Source organism: Mesorhizobium sp. M0051 (genome assembly GCF_040323235.1).
Classification (GTDB): domain Bacteria; phylum Pseudomonadota; class Alphaproteobacteria; order Rhizobiales; family Rhizobiaceae; genus Mesorhizobium.
Map to the genome: position 1 here is coordinate 60,621 of NZ_JAMYUT010000008.1, position 17,231 is coordinate 77,851.

15 protein-coding genes and 1 pseudogene are annotated in these 17,231 nt (G+C 61.4%); 7 read left to right on the forward strand and 9 right to left on the reverse strand.

What is annotated here, in order from left to right; translation table 11 throughout:
- Window positions 1–4 precede the first annotated feature (4 nt).
- The gene (locus tag NKJ90_RS10455) at window positions 5–535 is read right to left on the reverse strand and encodes a FecR domain-containing protein (RefSeq protein ID WP_031260479.1); all 531 of its coding nucleotides are present in this window, start codon (window positions 533–535) and stop codon (window positions 5–7) included.
- A 494-nt stretch (window positions 536–1,029) separates the two neighbouring features.
- Window positions 1,030–2,179, reverse strand: a pseudogene (locus tag NKJ90_RS10460) (sulfite oxidase).
- 351 nt (window positions 2,180–2,530) lie between these two features.
- Here NKJ90_RS10460 and NKJ90_RS10465 point away from each other — a divergent pair.
- Together NKJ90_RS10465 and NKJ90_RS10470 are read left to right on the forward strand one after the other, a co-directional pair.
- Window positions 2,531–2,683, forward strand: a complete 153-nt coding sequence (locus tag NKJ90_RS10465; protein WP_023760129.1) for a hypothetical protein — start codon at window positions 2,531–2,533, stop codon at window positions 2,681–2,683.
- 14 nt (window positions 2,684–2,697) lie between these two features.
- Window positions 2,698–2,874: a hypothetical protein gene (locus NKJ90_RS10470; RefSeq protein ID WP_198032236.1), complete on the forward strand. Its 177-nt coding sequence runs from the start codon at window positions 2,698–2,700 to the stop codon at window positions 2,872–2,874.
- A 74-nt stretch (window positions 2,875–2,948) separates the two neighbouring features.
- Here NKJ90_RS10470 and NKJ90_RS10475 read toward each other — a convergent pair whose 3' ends face one another.
- From NKJ90_RS10475 to NKJ90_RS10485, 3 genes are all read right to left on the reverse strand, one after another.
- Window positions 2,949–4,127 carry a PIN domain-containing protein gene (locus NKJ90_RS10475; protein WP_023760131.1) on the reverse strand — a complete coding sequence of 393 codons (1,179 nt, stop codon included), beginning with the start codon at window positions 4,125–4,127 and terminating at the stop codon, window positions 2,949–2,951.
- 110 nt (window positions 4,128–4,237) lie between these two features.
- Window positions 4,238–5,167 carry a hypothetical protein gene (locus tag NKJ90_RS10480; RefSeq protein WP_023760132.1) on the reverse strand — a complete coding sequence of 310 codons (930 nt, stop codon included), beginning with the start codon at window positions 5,165–5,167 and terminating at the stop codon, window positions 4,238–4,240.
- Window positions 5,164–5,961 carry a HipA family kinase gene (locus tag NKJ90_RS10485; RefSeq protein WP_023760133.1) on the reverse strand — a complete coding sequence of 266 codons (798 nt, stop codon included), beginning with the start codon at window positions 5,959–5,961 and terminating at the stop codon, window positions 5,164–5,166. The genes NKJ90_RS10480 and NKJ90_RS10485 overlap by 4 nt, the downstream gene beginning before the upstream one ends.
- A 645-nt stretch (window positions 5,962–6,606) precedes the next feature.
- Between NKJ90_RS10485 and minC the strand changes: the two genes are divergently transcribed.
- The 4 genes from minC to NKJ90_RS10505 all read left to right on the forward strand — a co-directional run bounded on the left by minC (window position 6,607) and on the right by NKJ90_RS10505 (window position 10,468).
- Entirely contained in the window at window positions 6,607–7,419 is an 813-nt protein-coding gene (gene minC, locus NKJ90_RS10490; RefSeq protein WP_023760134.1) for a septum site-determining protein MinC, read from the forward strand.
- Between the two features lie 96 nt (window positions 7,420–7,515).
- A complete protein-coding gene (gene minD, locus NKJ90_RS10495; protein ID WP_031260481.1) occupies window positions 7,516–8,331 on the forward strand; it encodes a septum site-determining protein MinD in 816 nt (271 codons plus the stop codon).
- Window positions 8,328–8,600, forward strand: a complete 273-nt coding sequence (gene minE, locus NKJ90_RS10500; RefSeq protein ID WP_352486085.1) for a cell division topological specificity factor MinE — start codon at window positions 8,328–8,330, stop codon at window positions 8,598–8,600. The genes minD and minE overlap by 4 nt, the downstream gene beginning before the upstream one ends.
- A 398-nt stretch (window positions 8,601–8,998) precedes the next feature.
- Window positions 8,999–10,468, forward strand: a complete 1,470-nt coding sequence (locus NKJ90_RS10505; protein ID WP_352486086.1) for a coiled-coil domain-containing protein — start codon at window positions 8,999–9,001, stop codon at window positions 10,466–10,468.
- A gap of 109 nt (window positions 10,469–10,577) precedes the next feature.
- Here NKJ90_RS10505 and NKJ90_RS10510 read toward each other — a convergent pair whose 3' ends face one another.
- The 4 genes from NKJ90_RS10510 to NKJ90_RS10525 are packed head-to-tail and all read right to left on the reverse strand — an operon-like array spanning window position 10,578 to window position 15,683.
- Window positions 10,578–12,362, reverse strand: a complete 1,785-nt coding sequence (locus NKJ90_RS10510; RefSeq protein ID WP_023760138.1) for an ABC transporter ATP-binding protein — start codon at window positions 12,360–12,362, stop codon at window positions 10,578–10,580.
- A 9-nt stretch (window positions 12,363–12,371) separates the two neighbouring features.
- Window positions 12,372–13,409, reverse strand: a complete 1,038-nt coding sequence (locus tag NKJ90_RS10515; protein WP_023760139.1) for a glycosyltransferase family 2 protein — start codon at window positions 13,407–13,409, stop codon at window positions 12,372–12,374.
- Between the two features lie 4 nt (window positions 13,410–13,413).
- On the reverse strand, window positions 13,414–14,520 hold the full coding sequence (locus NKJ90_RS10520) for a glycosyltransferase family 2 protein (RefSeq protein ID WP_352486087.1): 1,107 nt from the start codon (window positions 14,518–14,520) through the stop codon (window positions 13,414–13,416).
- Window positions 14,517–15,683 carry an acyltransferase family protein gene (locus tag NKJ90_RS10525; protein WP_023760141.1) on the reverse strand — a complete coding sequence of 389 codons (1,167 nt, stop codon included), beginning with the start codon at window positions 15,681–15,683 and terminating at the stop codon, window positions 14,517–14,519. Before NKJ90_RS10525 ends, NKJ90_RS10520 begins: the two co-directional genes overlap by 4 nt.
- A gap of 624 nt (window positions 15,684–16,307) precedes the next feature.
- Between NKJ90_RS10525 and NKJ90_RS10530 the strand changes: the two genes are divergently transcribed.
- Window positions 16,308–17,189, forward strand: a complete 882-nt coding sequence (locus NKJ90_RS10530; RefSeq protein WP_023760143.1) for an EamA family transporter — start codon at window positions 16,308–16,310, stop codon at window positions 17,187–17,189.
- Window positions 17,190–17,231: the final 42 nt, after the last annotated feature.

Here is a 17,231-nt window from a genome sequence, read left to right on the forward strand (position 1 = left end):
CAGTTCACTGGCCGAAACGGGCCAGCAATGCGGAAACGCGCTTGGCGGGCCAGCGCTTGACGGTCAGTGGTCCTGTTCCGGCCGCGACGTCGACGCCTTCGCCCGGCGCCAGCACCACGCCGGCACTGGACGCCGGCCGGTTTACGGCGACGCGACCCCTGAGGACGAAAACAGACGTCTTGCCCTGGCCAACGTCGACCGCCCATTTGGTGCCGCGCGCCGCGGCGATCGCCTGCGGGGTGACAACCGCGAAGCCACCCGGGACCGAGCCGGCCGGAGCATCGAGCAGCAGCGCCTTGCGCCGCAACCTGAGCACATCGGCCCTGCCGTTTCGATCGCGGTCCACCAGCGTAAAACGAGCGCCACCTTCCACAATGATGGTAATTCCTTCCCGACATCTCAGAATCTGCCGGGACGAGCCGGCCACCGGCCTGAACGTACACCCTGCGTCCTGCGCCAGGGCGGCATCCATCCAGAAGACACCGATAAACAGGCCAGCCACAAGGCCACGGAAAAATCGACCTCTTGCGCTCATCAACGCCTCCTTGCTCTTGCGAAAATATGCGGCAAGAAAATCTTCCGCCGCCAGCCTGACAGCATGCTTGCGAACCGGCACTTGCAACCGCGATGCGCTGAGGGATGCCGACCGGCGATCCTAGCACGACAAACCTGCTCCGACACCAAGCCAGGCCCCGGCCGCGGTGCGAATGTCGAGGAACATCAGGCGGCGACCTTTCTGGTAGCCTTTCGATAGGAATTTATTCTTGACACCGTGAGGGCAGCTATGCTACATATTCGTCCATGGTATCGATCTGCGCCCGCTCGCCAGGACGGGTTTTTGCGTTTTTGCTTCATCAATCAACGCGGCGGCACCCTGACCCCTAGCCCGGATTCTTGCGCTGCTCTCTTCCTCTCCCCCGATCGACGGGGGAGAGGAAAGGCGCGAGATTTTCCCACCGATCACGCGCGGCCGGCTCGGCATGACAATTTCGCCTCTTCCCGACTCTCCTGCAGGCCTCCCGACTCTCCTCAAACGATCTTGACGCGCCGCGTGACTTGGCCATTGCTCTCCCAGTATGTGTGCTTCTTGGCAATCAAGGGATCGTCCATTGCTGGTTGAATTTGTCCCGTGGTGCTGATCGCGCGCGAGGTCACCGTGTGTTCTCCCGGCGAGGGGTTTGCCCAGGGCAGGGACCAGATTTTCCAGGCGTGTTCGGCCTCCTCGCTGTGGTCGATGGTCGCTGGCGTCCAAGGCGCTTGATCGATTTGCACTTCGACCCTGTCGATCGGTGCCCCCCAGGCCGCGCCGACGATGGCGTAGTCCGAGCCTTTCTTGGTGACCTTCGCGGGTGCCGACTTTAGCAGCGCTCGGCCCACCGAGGTCTCGGCCCATACGGTCTCGCCATTGTGGTCTTCCTCGCGGATGGTGACATAGTCACGGGCCATCAGAAGGCTCATGAACCTTGTGTCGCGAACCTCGATGCGCTTCAGCCACTTGACGTTGGCGATCCCGTACCAGCCCGGAGCAATGAGCCGCAGCGGGGAACCGTTGGCCGCCGGCAAGGCGGCGCCGTTCATTTCGTAGCAGAGAAGATTGTCCGGGCTCATCGCGTCGGCGAGCGACATGCTGCGCGCGAAATTCTGCTTCATCTTCACGTCGCGTATTGCGACCTCGCTTTCGTCAGTACCGAAAAAGACGACCTCGATGCCCTTCTCCAGCACGCCGGCTTCCTCGAGGATCGGCGCCAGCGGCGTCCCTGCCCAGCGGGCATTGCCGATGCCGCCGGTGAAAAAGGGAAAACCGTGGTTGCCCGAGCATTCCACCGTGAAAACCACCTCCTTGCGCGGCCGCGCCTTGATGTCGGCGAGCGACAGCTTCAGAGGCTTCTTGACCAGGCCCTCGATCTCCATGGACCATGTCTTCTCGTCGATCGTCGGTCGATTGAAATGCGAGATGCTGAAGAACTTGTCGTTTGGCGTTATCCAGCTATCCAGATCCTCCCAGACAAGCTGCGTCTTGATACCTTCCGGATTGGGGTTCTCGGTCGGCTGATCCAGCCACGGAACAACTTCCTCGCCCGCCTGTGCTGGAAAAGCGTAGGCGCGACGCGAGAGAGCAGCGATTGCGACAAGAGCCGCTTCCTTGAATAAGAAGTTCTCTGCGTTGAATGCTATGCATGTTGTTTACCTCCCAGTTGATCCGGAACAGGCTGCAACGTGCGATAGGCCGTAGCCTGATCACGGATAGGCGGCACAATGAAAGTCATGCCCAGCCGGAAGTATCCGGACAGGTCAGACAATCACCGACGCACCTCAAGCATGTGTTGGGCGAGACACTGGCATGCGTTTCGCAATCCAAGAGTGCGCCTTTGAAAAGGACGTGTCCACAACCTGGACGGGACATGACAATTTTGTGGCAGACCGATTTTCGTGCCAGGATCGTTGCCGCTCAGATCGCAACAGGCCGGCCGGGGGCTTCGGTGGGGCGCACGAGGGCGGAGGCGCCTAAGTTGCGCCGCCGGGATCGCCGGTGGCGCGTTCCGATGTGCTGGAGGTCGAGGCGCTGGCGATGCGCACCGGCATATCGGGCGACGAGGCGCTGGCGCTGATCGACCGGGTGGGCAGCCGCGGCAGTCGAGCAAGCCGCGCTCAGCCTCAAGGGCAAAAGGCAGCGAAGCCCTGATGAGGGACAAGCGAATGATCCGAAAACTGAAAGGCGGAAAATACCGCCTCTATTCGCGCAAGAAGGACGAAAAGATCGGCAAGCGTCGCAACCTGGAGGCGTCCGATATCCGCGAGGCGGCTGAGAAGCATGAGCGGGAGGTGCAGTATTTTAAGCGGGCATTGAGGGGGTGGCGGGCACGGCGGGGCTAAAGCAGTCAAGAATTGAAGAGTTACCCCTCGCGCACTCGACAGTTACTTACCCAAACCACCAAAGGCGCCGTCAATTAATTCTCGGTTCCTTCCCAACTCTCGTCATCCTCGAACACATCTACTTCGCCAAGGTCGACTTCGTGATCCCGGATATCTAAGTCGCTATCTTCGTAGATGATTTCTTCGCGTTCTGTACCTTGCTCGTACACTGATACCGTCATGGTAAGTCGGCCGTTTAGATTTTCATCAACCTCAACGGAGCGCGCTGCAATATTAATAGATTCTTTATCTACGCCATCCCAAATCGAAAAACTAAGTTCGATAGAAACTCGCGCAATCAATTGGAGTGGTAAGCTGACTACGACTTTTATTGTGCCGTCATCGCTGACGAGTTCGGTCTCGATGATGTCAACGTCGGAAGAGTCTGGCCATTCAAGAGCTTTGAGCTCAGCGCCCCAGGTCGATGCCTCCAACTCACCCCAGGTCGGATAGCCGAGTACCGTGAATTCGATCAGCTCAACGTTTTTTGCAATATGCTCTCGAACCTCTTCATGGCCGGCACCACCCTCCGTCATCCAAGACACAACAGCCTTCCGTAGGCCGGAAGGCGTGTTGTTCACGAGGTCAAGCGCTTTTTCGATTTCAGGCACAAGATAAAGCCGTTCTGAGTTTGCGCAGAAGGCTCGCCAGTCTCCGTCTTTAGATACGACCATAATGCCGATGTCACGGTCAGTCGCGGCGCGCTCCAACGCAAGCAAAGCCAATGCATCGGGAAATTCACTTTTCTTCCTGCCTGGTCCAAATGGCGGTCTATTCGAAAAATACTTCCCGAACAAGGCTGCCATATCGACCAATTTTGTATCATCGAGTACTTCGCAGCTTGTATCTTTTAAGAAGGTGTTAAAGCGCTCATTCATAGCTTCAGCAGGGGGCTGTCCACCGGAAATCTGCTCGATTAATTCATCTCGCGTCGGTTTCTCGGTTCCGAACGCGAAGAGCGCTTCACCGATACCTTTTTTCGCAGCCCGAATCGCTTCCTCAAGCGCCTTTTCAAGATGCCCGGTTACTTCTTTCACGACAGTGCTGGACAAAATGAAAGAAAGTGGCCGCTCTTTCAGGGCAGCAAGTGCTTGGAGCGGTGGGGAGTTAAGCTGTAAGCGCTTTTGATCGAATATACTTGTATCAATCGTGAGGGCTTCAATTTGTTCAGCCGCAAGGAGCGCCCGTATCTGATCATCTTCTAAAATTGGCATTGTTGATTTTTCCGACTGCAGATGGTGCCGCGTGGATGCGTCGAAGATCGTGACGGGAGTTGGTCGGGGCTAATGCGTTCACCTGGCTACCGTTGCGCATGGCCAAATGCTTAGGCAGCCATATTGTAAGAAATTATTCGCTCGCCGATTGCTGAGACACTATCCATTGCGAGAAGTCGAAGTTCCTCTTGGTCAGCTTGAGTTTCCAGAGCGTTTAACGCTTCCGCGATAGTATGTTGTTGCTGCTGAGTAACCTGAGGGTCATCTTGTGGAGGGCGATGAAGGATCATCTCGTGCGCCCGAGCAAATGTCGGAGTGGGCTCGCGATCTCTGTCAACTTTCAAATCCCACAGCCGTCGCTTAATCAGATAGACTGATTGAGTGATGGCGTGAGCTCGCAGGGTTCCAAAATTTGCGACTAATTTGGGCCCTGCAAAATCTACTACGATCTGATGGCTACCGCCTTTCATCCGTCGTGCTCGGCCTTGGCGAAGATCTGCGCTGAAATATCCACCGTATCCCGCCCGGTGCTCCTTCACATAGTCGCAAACTAGAAATGGCAGCCGATCGCCGCCACCACCACTTGCTGAGGCCGCAACGAGGTCGATGGGCTCGTCCACAGAATGAACCAAGGCTGTCCCTGGCGCTATATAGAGCGATGAAAGGGCCGCCATCCAACTTTGCGCGAGCGCTTCCAAGCTTATGCCTTCGCCTTCTTGGCTGGGGCCGAACACTATTCCCGACAACGGCGGATCGGGTTTCAACAACGCTTCGACGGATCGCATTGAAAGGTCACGCCGCAAATAGGTGGCAGCTAGCATAACGGCGTTCGCTGCGGCGCCAGCGTCGGCGCCATAAAGGCAGTTAAGCCTATGTAGGGCGTTAGCAACTTCCAAATGGAAGCCGTCAGCGTTTGCAACTGCCACGCCCACAACCAAGCGCTCCAGAGAGCCTGAAATAGGCTCTAGCAGGATAGGTGCCCAATACGCTTGGACGCTCCGCTCTAAGGAAGGGAAATGGGCTATTTCGAAATGGGTCATACGATCACCGGCAGACCAAGAGCCTTGCTTGCCCCGGGAGTAATCCTAGCCACGCGCCCCTCAATAAAGGCTTTCACGACCGTCACTTTCTCTGGTGGCAATAAATCCACTATCCGGCTTATTTTTGACACTTCGGTCGCATCGAACCCAGAAATGGACGCTTCCATCGCGGTCGCCTCTTGCTTTCTTGAGCCGCGCTGAGCTGCTGACAACATCGGCGTCATCCAGTCCTCCAGCCGACTCTTGAAGTCCTTTGCGGGGTCAAGATCGCCTTCACTCCACGCTGGGCCTGAGAATCCGTGGCCGTGATCGATGATCCACGCATCACCAGAACTGCCAAACAAGAGATTTCCGCAGTGGCGATCAACGTTGGCGATCCAGGTGTCGAATGCGTAGAGCTTCCCAAGGTTAGCCCACTTCGCCACTTCGGCCAGAAGCGTCATACGTCCAATCGTATCTGCCCCGGTTAACCGAAAGGTCAGGTTGGGCACTTTTACATTTGTGCTGACAAAAACTAGGCGAGATCCGTTTGGCAGTTCCGGAGCCTTGGTCACTGAAAGTATACCTGGGCGGACAAGTCCGATAAAGGCGTCGGGAATCGGTATGCCAACGTGTTTTGCGAGGCAGAAGGCGAGCAACTCGTTGCACAATTCTACCAAATGGAGGTCCTTTATAACGGCCTGCCTCACTTCTCCGCCGTCAACTAGGACTTGGCCACGATACGTCTCGTTGATGTTGCCTTCTTTGAAAGGAGACGCTCCAAGCAACACAGTTGCGAGTCGAATTTCGGTCATATTCCCTCAGCCTCTCGGGGGGTTGAATTTAGCAGCGGCACACGATTTAGGTTTTCGGCGCCCCGCAGCGTCCCTTGAGAACAGCGATCTCGATTGCCTCCCGACATGGACGCGACTGGCACACCAGAAAGACACTCAACGCATCACCCGTGGCAGCCTCGTTCTGCTGGCTTGATATGAGGGCAAGGCGCTGCCTTTCGGCCTCGGTGCAGGGGCCGGAATTTGGAATCCCTGTCTGGCGGTGTGGCGCATCCCGCGAGACTGGCCAGCACCGATATTATCAATACAGTACGTTTCACAATTCCCCCACTTTTCAATAAAACCTATCCGCCGACAACATTGCGCGGCGCGTGACATTGCACAAGTATTCGGCGAAGCGTCATACACGACTATTTTTGACAACCTGCGCTGATATCCGTCGCTCTGAACGGCCGTTGGGATTGTAAATGGCGTTGCTTGTGACAGGGCGATGATCGCGTTAAGGCGTACCTTGTGTGGCTGCCCGAGCGGCCGCGCATGCTTGCCGCGAGCGCCCGGCCCGAGCTGTCAGGAACCACCGTTTCGCCGCTCAACCACCCCTCCGCATTAACCATTCGTTAACCATTCCCTCGCTAGCGTTTACCTCTCAGTAAGGATTCGCCAGCCGTGACTTTTGCCGCTCCCCTCGAGGCCAAATCCATTCGCTTTCGTGCCCGTTCCTTCGTCGCTTTCACGCTGACTCCGGAAGATCCCTTGGCGGCCTGGCTGGAGGGGCTGGATCACTGGATCGGCAACTCGCCGGGCTATTTTTCCGGGCGGCCGGTGCTGCTGGATTTGAACACGCTGAAGCCGCAGCCCAGCGATATCGCGGGGCTGGTGGCGGAGCTTGGTACGCGCGGCATCCGCATCTATGCCATCGAGCTCGAAGGGGCTTCGCTGGGCGCCGAATTGCCGCCGGTGCTGGTCGGCGCCAAGGAGGCGACGACGGATGGCCTGCTGCCCGGCCGCAAGGCGCGGGAGGATGTTTCCGGCAGATCGGAGGGCAAGGCCGAGGGCAGGGCGCCTGAAGCCGGCCCGGACAACGACAAGGCCGGCAAGGCTGGCGCAAGCAAGGTGGACGAAAGCGAGCCTCAGCTTGCGCAGGAAGTTTCGGGCACGCTGATGATCAAGGCGCCGATCCGCTCCGGCCAGGCGATCGTGCATCCGCATGGCGATGTCATCGTGCTGGGATCGGTCGCGTCCGGCTCTGAGATCATCGCGGCGGGCTCGATCCATGTCTACGGCACGCTGCGCGGGCGCGCTTCGGCTGGTGCGCTGGGCAACAAGGGCGCGCGCATCTTCTGCCGCAAGAACGAGGCGGAGCTGCTGGCGATCGACGGCTGGTACGTCACCGCCGAGGAGATGGAAGGCATTTCGCGCGGCAAGCCGGTGCAGGCGTTTCTCGACGGAGAGGGCCTGCGCGTCGCGACGCTGAGCTGACATTCGATAATGGGACGGCCGTTGGCCGTGCTGACATTCGACAATGGGGCGGCCGTTGGCCGCCCGGCAAGAACACACAACAACGGAGGCTTTTTCATGGGCAAGGTAGTGGTGGTCACCTCGGGCAAGGGGGGCGTCGGCAAGACGACCTCGACGGCGGCCCTCGGGGCGGCCGTGGCCAAGACCGGCAAGAAGGTGGCGCTTGTCGATTTCGACGTCGGCCTGCGCAATCTCGACCTGATCATGGGCGCAGAGCGGCGCGTGGTGTTCGACCTCGTCAACGTCATCCAGGGCACGGCGAAACTCTCGCAGGCGCTGATCCGCGACAAGAGGGTGGATACCCTGTTCCTGCTGCCGGCCTCGCAGACGCGCGACAAGGATGCGCTGACCGAGCAGGGCGTCGGCGAAGTCATCGACAAGCTGCGCTCGGTGTTCGACTACGTGTTCTGCGACAGCCCGGCCGGTATCGAGCGCGGCGCGCAACTCGCCATGCGCTTTGCCGACGAGGCGGTCATCGTCACCAACCCGGAAGTGTCGTCCGTGCGCGATTCCGATCGCATCATCGGCCTGCTCGACGCCCGCACCATGAAGGCCGAGCAGGGCGAGCAGATCGCCAAGCACGTGCTGGTCACGCGCTATGACGCGGCACGCGCTTCGCGTGGCGAAATGCTGTCCATCGACGACGTGCTGGAAATCCTGTCGGTGCCGCTGCTCGGCATCATTCCCGAGAGCCAGGACGTGCTGCGCGCCTCCAACCTCGGTTCGCCGGTGACGCTTTCGGAGCCGCTCAACACCGCGGCCCGCGCCTATCTCGACGCCGCCAGGCGGCTCGAGGGCGAGGAATTGCCTGTTATCGTGCCCTTCGAACGCAAGGGTTTCCTCGATCGTCTTTTGGGAAGGAGGGCGGCATGAACCTGCTCGACATCTTCAAGCGGCGCTCCAGCGCGCCGGTGGCGCGCGAGCGGCTGCAAGTGCTGCTCGCCTACGAGCGCCGCAACCGCAGCCAGCCCGACCTCGTCTCCATCCTGCGCGAGGAGATCATGGCCGTCATCGCCAAGCACGTGCAGATCGACCAGGATTACATCCAGGTCTCGATGGACCGCGGCGAGACCATGTCGACGCTGGAAATCGACATCCAGATCCCCAACAAGAGCGCCGTGCCGCTGGCCATGGCGGGGTGACTTAGCAAGACTTGGGTTCCTCGCCCCCGCAAAGCGGGGGAGAGGTGCCTCGCGCAGCGAGGGGGAGAGGGGGCAGCGCGACGCTGGCAGGTTCCCTCTGAATTCATTGAAGTCGAGCCATCCCCCCGCTCCGTCTCGGGCTTCGCCCGAGCCACCTTGCCGGGGCGAGCCACGGGTCTCGCCCGTCCTTCGGACCCCCCACTCCGGGGGGCGAGGAACCCAAGTTCTGCAAGGCCAGCGCCGACACCCGCGCATTGTCGCTCGCGGCGCCCAAGCCCAAAATGTCCTGCATTAACCTTCGTTGCGACGGGGGCTTCCCCTACGCATTCGGCGGATGTAAGGATATATTAGGAATTTGTTAAGTTTCCAGTCGAGGTGTGCGTAAGGGGAGTTCGGCCATGAACTTCAGAGGCCTGATCAAGCGTGCTGAAGAGGTAGACAAAGCAGTTCAGGACCTGCAGGTCGTATTGGCGGATCAGGACCTGCAGATCGAATTGGCGGACGCGCTGGACGCAAGTCTGGATGCCGAAGAGCTGGCACCGCCAAAAAGCCAAGATGTCCCTACCGCGGACACTGACGACCCGCCACCCGAGGCCAATGCTGCAAACGCGGACAGTTCCGACGATACGGACAGTGCCGAAAACGGGCCACGACTGACGCCTCATACCCAGACCCGACTTGCCGCATTGAGTGCCTTTGAAGGGCTCTTCCATGACGCCAGGGATTATCTGGAGGAGATCAACGACAAGCTGTCGGAGATCGGGACCTCACACCATCTGACGCGCGAATTCCTCAACATCCTCCACAACGACATTCTTCGCGCCAACGAGCTGGAGCTTACAAATGCCAGCCTGGCCGCCGAACAAAGAACGCTGGCGGAAAAGCTGCACGACACGGTGAGAAAGCTGCGCGAGCGTGAGGGCGCCTTCGAAGTGCTGCAACAGCGCGAGACAAGCCTGGTTCAGGACAGGGAGGCGCTTCGTGCGGCGCTTGCCGCGACAAGGCTGGAACTCGTGGAGACAGCCAATGCGAACGCAAAACGCGAGGCGGAGTTCGGCGACATCGCCAAGCGGCTGACCGGCAGAACGGTCGAGGCCAACAGGCGCTTGCGCGAGAGCAAGATGCTGCGGGAAAAGCATGTCAAGCTGTCGATCGAGCTCGACAAGGCGCTGAAGCGGGAATCCCAGGCGCGCCACAGGCTCGACGAACTCTCGACGATCCATGCCAGCGAAGCAGCGCGGCTTGCCGAGTTGCTGGCCGCGCTCGGCAAGAGCGAGAAAGAGGAGATGCGGCTCCAGAAGTCGCTTGAGGCCGCGCAGGCGAAGCTGTCGGAAACCACCGAAGCGGCGCGCCTGATGGAAGGCGACAAGGAAGCCGAGCTGGCTCGCAGCCAGGCGGAAATACGCGGCTTGGGTTCGGAGATCCAGAACCTGCAGTCGCGACTGGAGCAAACCTCGAACGAGAACAGCGAGGCCGCCAGCGAGATCGCCAGGCTCAAGAGCGAATTGAACGACACCCTGGCCGAAAAGAAAATCGCCGATGAAAGGTTGTCCGCTCTCAACCATGAGAACGAAAACGACAAGCAGAGCCTTTCGAAAGTGAACGCCAATCTTTCACAGCTTGCGCTGCAACAGGCATCTGAACAGATACAGTTCGACGTCCAGAGGCAGGAATGCGAGGACCTCAAGGCCGAAATCGCCTCGCTCAATGCGCGGATCAAGGAATTGCTGCCTTACGAGCGGCTCCACAAGGCGACGAGCGCCAGGCCGCGCGAGGCCGAGGTGGTCGAGATTGGCGGCGTCGTGGCGGAGAAGGCACGTGCAGCGGGCAGGCGGCGCATCCGCAGAAATCTCCGCGCCTCGACGTAGCGCAATTCAAAGCGCGCCGGGTTGAAACGGATGCACGCGACGCGCTTCAAGCTCTTGTTTTGATGCATGTCATTGGCCCAAACCGCTCGGCACTTTGGGGTGACATGCATCAGTCGAGCGGTCCGTGCTGGTAAAGCTCGTCCATGCTGAGCGATGCGAGGGCGCCGAAAGGCGCCTGCTTTTTCACACGGCCGGCGCTCAGGATCACCACGTCGTCGCAGAACGAGATGGTGCTGTGATGGTGGCTGATGACGATAGTCGTGCGGCGGCCGGCTCTCGACTTCAGGGTCTCGACGATGGCCGCTTCCGACAGTCCGTCCACCGCATTGGTGGCTTCGTCCAGGATGAGGAGATCGGGATCGCGCACCAGCGCCCTGGCGAGCGCGATCCGCTGCCTCTGTCCCGCCGAGAGGTTGATGCCCCTGTAGCCAACGAGCGTATCGTAACCCTCAGGAAGCCGTTCGATGAATTCATGTGCTTCGGCCAGTCTTGCGGCGCGCTCGGCGTCGCCAGCCGTGGCTGCCTCCTGGCCGTAGATTATGTTTTCAAAAATGCTGCCATCGACCAGTTCCAGCTCCTGGCTGGCGAGGGCGATGTGCCGGCGCCACTGGCTGGCGTCGATCCGGTCGAGGTGTGATCCATCGACGAGAATCCTGCCGGTGTCCGGTTCCACGAAGCGGCAGAGGAGATTGACGATCGTCGTCTTGCCGGCGCCCGAGCGGCCGATCAGCGCCGTCGAGCGGCCACTGCGGATTTCGAACGTCGCCGAATGCAGCACCACTTCACGCCGGTCCGTGCCGGAATAGGTGAACGTCACATCATCGAACTTGATGCCTTGGTGCAACCCGTGGAACGGCCCGTCGCCTTGCGGCGGCCCGGGCTTGCCGGCGGGATCCAGCATCCACGCCACCTCCTCGAGCGATCCGCTCAGGCCCTGCAGCTGGCTCCACGACCCTTGCAGGGCCCGCATGTGCGGCTGCAGCCTGTAGAGCAGTATGACGAACGCGATGATCAGCGGAAAACTCACCTGCGCCAGCCAGGCGCCGATCACCACCGCCAGGAACAGAATGGCGTGGAGAACCTCCGTCAGCGGCGGCAACGCCCCCTGGCGCACTAGCAGTGCGAAAGAGGCGCGGCGAACCGCATCGGACGCCGTATCGAATATCGCCTTTTCCCGGCTCTCCTGTCCGAAAATGCGGATCAGGCGTCCGGCATGCACCAGGTGGAGCATCTGCGAGGCGAGGTGGCTGTTGCGCGAGGCGACGCTGCGGCTGGGCTCTTTCAGATTGGCCGAGAGGATGGCGTGCGCGATCTGGACGAGCGCCAGTCCGATCGTGACCAACAGCGTCATGCGCCACGAAAGAAGCAGCAGAAAAGCCAACAGGATGATGGCGGCCGATGCGCTGACGATGGCCGACAGCATGATCTGGATCGCATCCGACGCCCGCCAGGATTCGTTGGAGATGATGTTGAGCAGCCGTCCGGGACTCTGCCGCAGGAAGAATGGATAGCCGACCCGCAAGAGCTGCTCCGACAACGCGCTGCGGATCGAATGGCTCGCCTTGCCATAGATGAAGGTCGTGAGCAGCGTGTTGGCGAAGGCGAAAACGTTCTTCAGGATGATCGAGCCGAGGATGGCGATCGAAATGACAACAAGCCGGTCGCGCTCGCTCAAGCCCGATCCGACGTGCTGGAGGACCGCCGAGAACCCACCCATTCCCGGCGCCTCCCCGTGTCCCATGATGATACCCAGCAACGGGATGATCAGACCGATGCCGAAGCCTTCGAGGACGGCGCTGACCAGGCCGAGACCCACCACGGCCGGAAGCAGGCGCAGTTGCCGCTTTCCGAACGCCCGGAACAGCATCGGCAGGCTTGGCGGTAGCAACGGCATTATAGCGTTTCACCTCGCCTGGGCATTGGCTTGCTGGTCTTGCCGCAGCGGCTCGGCCTGCGGCCGTCTTGCCAGCAGAAGAACCGCGAATTTGGCCGCTCCGAGCAAATTCATGGCGACGATCGGCCAGTGCGGCAGATTGAGTTCACGATCGAAGACAGGCCCGCCCGCCAGTTCCCGCAATGCGCCTCTCGCCGCCCAGTAGAAATGACGAAGCAGCCAGGGCGCATGGAGAACATGTTTCAGGCAGAGCCCGCCATTGCCGAGACTGTAGTCGCGGTGAAGCTTTTCGATGGATCCGCGATCCCGCCGGCCGTGATGATGGAATATCGTCATATCAGGGACATACTCGACCGCGAAACCGAGCAACACCGCTCGCACAAGGTAATCGGTATCCTCCGCCGCCCGCAATGGCGCGCCCGCGCCGAAGCGTTCATCGAAATCGCCGATACGGGCCGCGACATCGCGGTGCATCGTCATGTTGCAGCCCAGTACAAAACCGCCGGGATGAACATCCGGCGTCAGCCGCTCGCGCACACGCGACCGCTTGATCGTGAACGGCAGATCCCTGGGATCGCCAAGCTCGACTCGGCCTCCCCGGATGAGCCATTTTTCCCCGGACGCATAATGTCGCTCCAGATCGCGCAAATAGTCGCAATCGACCGCGCAATCATCGTCGACGAAGACCAGCACGCGGCCGCGCGCGCGCCTCAGCCCGGCGTTGCGGGCAGCCGCCAATCCGGGGCGCGGCTCGCAAATGGCCGTGAAGGGAACATCCGACAGTTCGGCGATGCTGGCCAGGTGTTCGGCCGTGCGGTCGCTCGAACCGTTGTCGACAACCACGAGTTCAGCCGCGAAGCTGGCATAGGCGCGGCACGCGGCCTGCACCGACTTGATGCAGGCCTCGAGCACTGCGACACGGTTGCGCGTACAGATGATGAAGCTGACCTGCGGCGGCGAGCGTTCCGGGCGGGGAACGGCCGGAGCGACGCCAAGCGCAGCCGACGAACGATCGCGCTGCAGGGGCTGGTTGGCTTTGACGGTCATTCCTCTAACTCAACCGATAAGGTGCCAAAACCGCAGCAGCAGGAGCGGATTTGAAGAAGTATGCCAAGGCGTCTGCCTGCCTGCTGGCCGACAGCGAAGCAAGGCTGAGCCAGGGCGCCCAGGTGCCGGGACGCAGCGCATATTGCTCGCGGCGCCGGATGACGTTCCACTTCGCGGTCCGCGTCAGCAATTCGTGCGTCAGCGGGGGCTGCTTTTCGTCGGCGACGAGCTGGTAGAGAAAATAGAACAGGTTGAGCGCGCCGGCCTCGAAGCTTGGCCGGGTCGCGGCGGGCAGGGAGCAAATCTCCTCCTCCAGCTGGAGGATGAAGTTGGCCGCACGGGCAACCGTATCGTGGCTGACGGCATCGCCGATGTCGCGCAAGTCCTGCGTTGCTTCCGCGAGGCCCTCGCGCTCCAGGTTCTCGGCGACGATCCGCAAATGCGTCCTGCGCATCTCATTGATGTGCCGGCTGGTCACGCTTTCCTGATGGACGCGGTAGATGAGCAGGTTCTCGGGCATCATGGCCGCTGGGTAACGGCCGGCCAGCCGCCTGAAAAGATCGAAATCCTCGGCGTGCCTGTAGGCCTGGTCGTAGTGGAGATCATCGTCGTCGATGACCTCCCTGTTGTAGACGACCGTCGGATGCATGAAGATCGTGAAGAACTTTGCCAGTATAGGGATGCGGCCGAGCTGGAACACCGGATCGGGCTTGCCCCTGGCGATGCGGCCGCGGATCAACATGTCGACGCCGGCGCCGCAGAAGCCGAGTTCGGGCCGCCGCTCAAACAGCGCCACCTGGCGCGACAAGCGCCAGGGATAGGCGACATCGTCGGCGTCCATCCGCGCGACCAATTCGCCCCGGGCGAGCGCCAGCCCTTCGTTGAGCGTCGCGACGAGGCCACGGTTTTCGCGCGAGATGATCGAGATGCGGCTGTCGGCCTTCTGGTATCGCTCGAGGATCTCGAGGGAATTGTCGGTCGACCCGTCATCGATCGCGACGATCTCCAGGCGGCCGTAATCCTGCCGCAGGATGCTTCCCAGCGCGGCGGCGAGATAGGGCCCGGCATTGTAGACCGGCAGCAGCACGGAGACGAGCGGCGCGGCGGTCATCGCGTCACATCCGTTCGCTGGATGTCGAGCGATTGGCGGCCATCGGGCGATCCGCCGGGCGCGATCGCGAGCCAGCCGGTATGGCCGGCCTGCGCGGCACGAGCGCGCGCGACGTAGGGGAAGTGGTGCTTCAGGCTGTTGAGCGGCCTTTCGAAAACCACCCAGGAAATCCAGGCCACGACGATCGTGGCGGCACTCGCTACCACGAAGCGCCCTGGCCCGTGCTCCGAGACATTGAGCGGAATCCAGGGCTGCGACTTGACGGCGAGCGACAGCAAGATCGGGTGATAGAGATAGACGCCGTAGCTGATACGGCCTAGGCCGAGCAGCGGCGGCAATTCGGCAAGCTTGCCGAGGCGGCCGCCAAGGCCGCGCGAACAGGCGGCGACAATGGCCATCAGTGGCACCAGGGGCAGGACTTGCCGCACCAGCCAATGGGCCCATTCCAGCATCGGATCGGCAGGCGCCGGGACAAACCACTCGATCATCAGGAATGCCGCCGCGAAGGCAGGCCAGCCCAGTCGCATCCATTGCGGCAGGCCGGCGCCCCTGGACCGCCAGCAGGCAAGCAGCGCCCCCGACGCCAGCGCATCCATGGATGCCGGCGGCAGCAGGTCGCGTGCCAGCGCTGGAGTGGCGGTGACCGGCCAGTAGAAGCGATAGGCCAGCGACAGCGCGATGACGCCGATACAGATCGTCTCGAAGCGCCTGCGTGGGGCGAGCAGGACGACCAGTGGCCAGGCAAGGTAGAACTGCTCCTCGATGCTCAGGCTCCAAAAATGGCACAGCACCCAGGGTGTCCAGTCATTGCGCAGCGCATACCAGAAATTCGACAGATAAAGCGCGTGCCAGACCAGCGATCCTCTGGACTGGTCCAGGTCGACCAGCCAGACGAAACCCAGGACTGCAAAATAGGGCGGGAATATCCGCAGCGCGCGCCTGATGTAGAAGGAGCGCAGCGCGGGGCCGGTCTCGAATTCGGCGGCCGAACGCGCTTCCAGGAGCAGGCGCGTGATCAGGAAGCCGCTCAGCACGAAGAACAGCCGCACGCCGATATGGCCCCAAAATGAAGATCCTCCCGCCGCGAAGAAATGGGAATACATGACCATCGTCACGGCGACGGCCCTGAGTGCATCGAGCTGGATGTCGCGGGCGTTTCTCATCGGCGGCTTCCGCCGGCGCGATGTCCGCGATGAAGCCGACTGCTGGTCGGCTCGATCGGCAGGGTGCCGGCATCGCCGATCCCACGCTTTGCAACTCCGGCCCGGCCGGGCTCGAAATCGAGGTAGGGACAACTCAAGTTGGCCAAGCTGGCGGTTCCTCCACGGCCTGTGTCCAGTCGCAAAAAGTCCCCCAGGAGATGGATCGGCTATGCCATTGTGCAGCGCAACACAAAAAATTTACCCAGCTGAAACACTTCGGTGAGTAGGCGCCAGATCATCGACAAAACGGCCAGATACCCACGTTTCGGCGACTTTTTCCAGCAATTCAGCTTGCTTGCGCGGCTTGCGCGCTGCAGCATGGTTGCCATTTTAATCGGTTGGTTGCACGGCCCGTCCGCCGTATTTCAGCGACGATGGCTCGCCTGCCTGTGTGAAGCGGGCCGCGCCTTGGCAATTGCGGCCCTATCTCACACCCCCTCAAACACCACCGTCTGCTCCAGCCCGAACGATCCGCTGTCCTGCCCCATCAAGCCGCCGGCGCTGCCTCACGACAGGCGGGCCGGTTCCCCGTATTTCCTGTTCCGTTAGGCGAGTTTGCGACGGGCGGCAGGGAGGACGAACCAAATGACATCGACGTCAATTGCCCGTCGCGAGGCGGCGTCCCTGCCCATCGCGGCGCTGATGGGCGCCATGGTGTCGATCCAGATTGGCGCCACCTTCGCCAAGGGCTTGTTCCCGCTGATCGGCGCGCAGGGCACGACGACGCTGCGGCTCGTCGTGGGCGCGCTGATGCTGATCGCGGTGCTGCGGCCCTGGCAAATGTGGCCCTCGCGCGCCACCATGCCGTGGTTGGTCGCCTATGGCGTGACGCTGTGTGCGCTCAACCTTCTGTTCTATGCCGCGCTCGCCACCATCCCGCTCGGCATAGCGGTAGCGCTGGAATTTTCCGGACCGCTGCTGGTGGCCACGCTGGCGTCGCGGCGCGCCAGCGACTTTGCCTGGATCGTGCTGGCGGTGGCCGGCATCGTGCTGTTGTCGCCGTTCGTTCATTCACTCGCACCGCTCGACCCGACCGGAGTGATGCTGGCGCTGGCGGCGGGCGGATTCTGGGCCCTCTATATCGTGCTCGCCCAGAAGGCGGGCGCGGAGCTCGGCACCCGCACCACGGCCTACGGAATGGCGATCGCCGCCGTGCTTGTGCTGCCCTTCGGCGCGGCGCAAGCGGGAACCGCGCTGCTCGCGCCATCGATCCTGGGCAGTGCCTTGCTCGTCGGCCTGTTTTCCAGCGCATTGCCGTTCTTTCTGGAAATGGTGGCGCTGACTCGAATGCCGGCCCGCATCTATGGCACGCTGACCTGCCTGGAGCCGGGGCTGGGCGCGCTGGCCGGCTTCCTGTTCCTGCACGAGAGCCTGACCACCACGCAATGCGCCGGGATCGCAGCCGTCATTGCCGCGGCTTTCGGTACTGCGCTTACATCGCAGCCGCCGGTGCCGTCGCCGGAGTAGGGGCGACGGACCGTAAAGGCTCATGCCGCGAGTGCTTCTCCG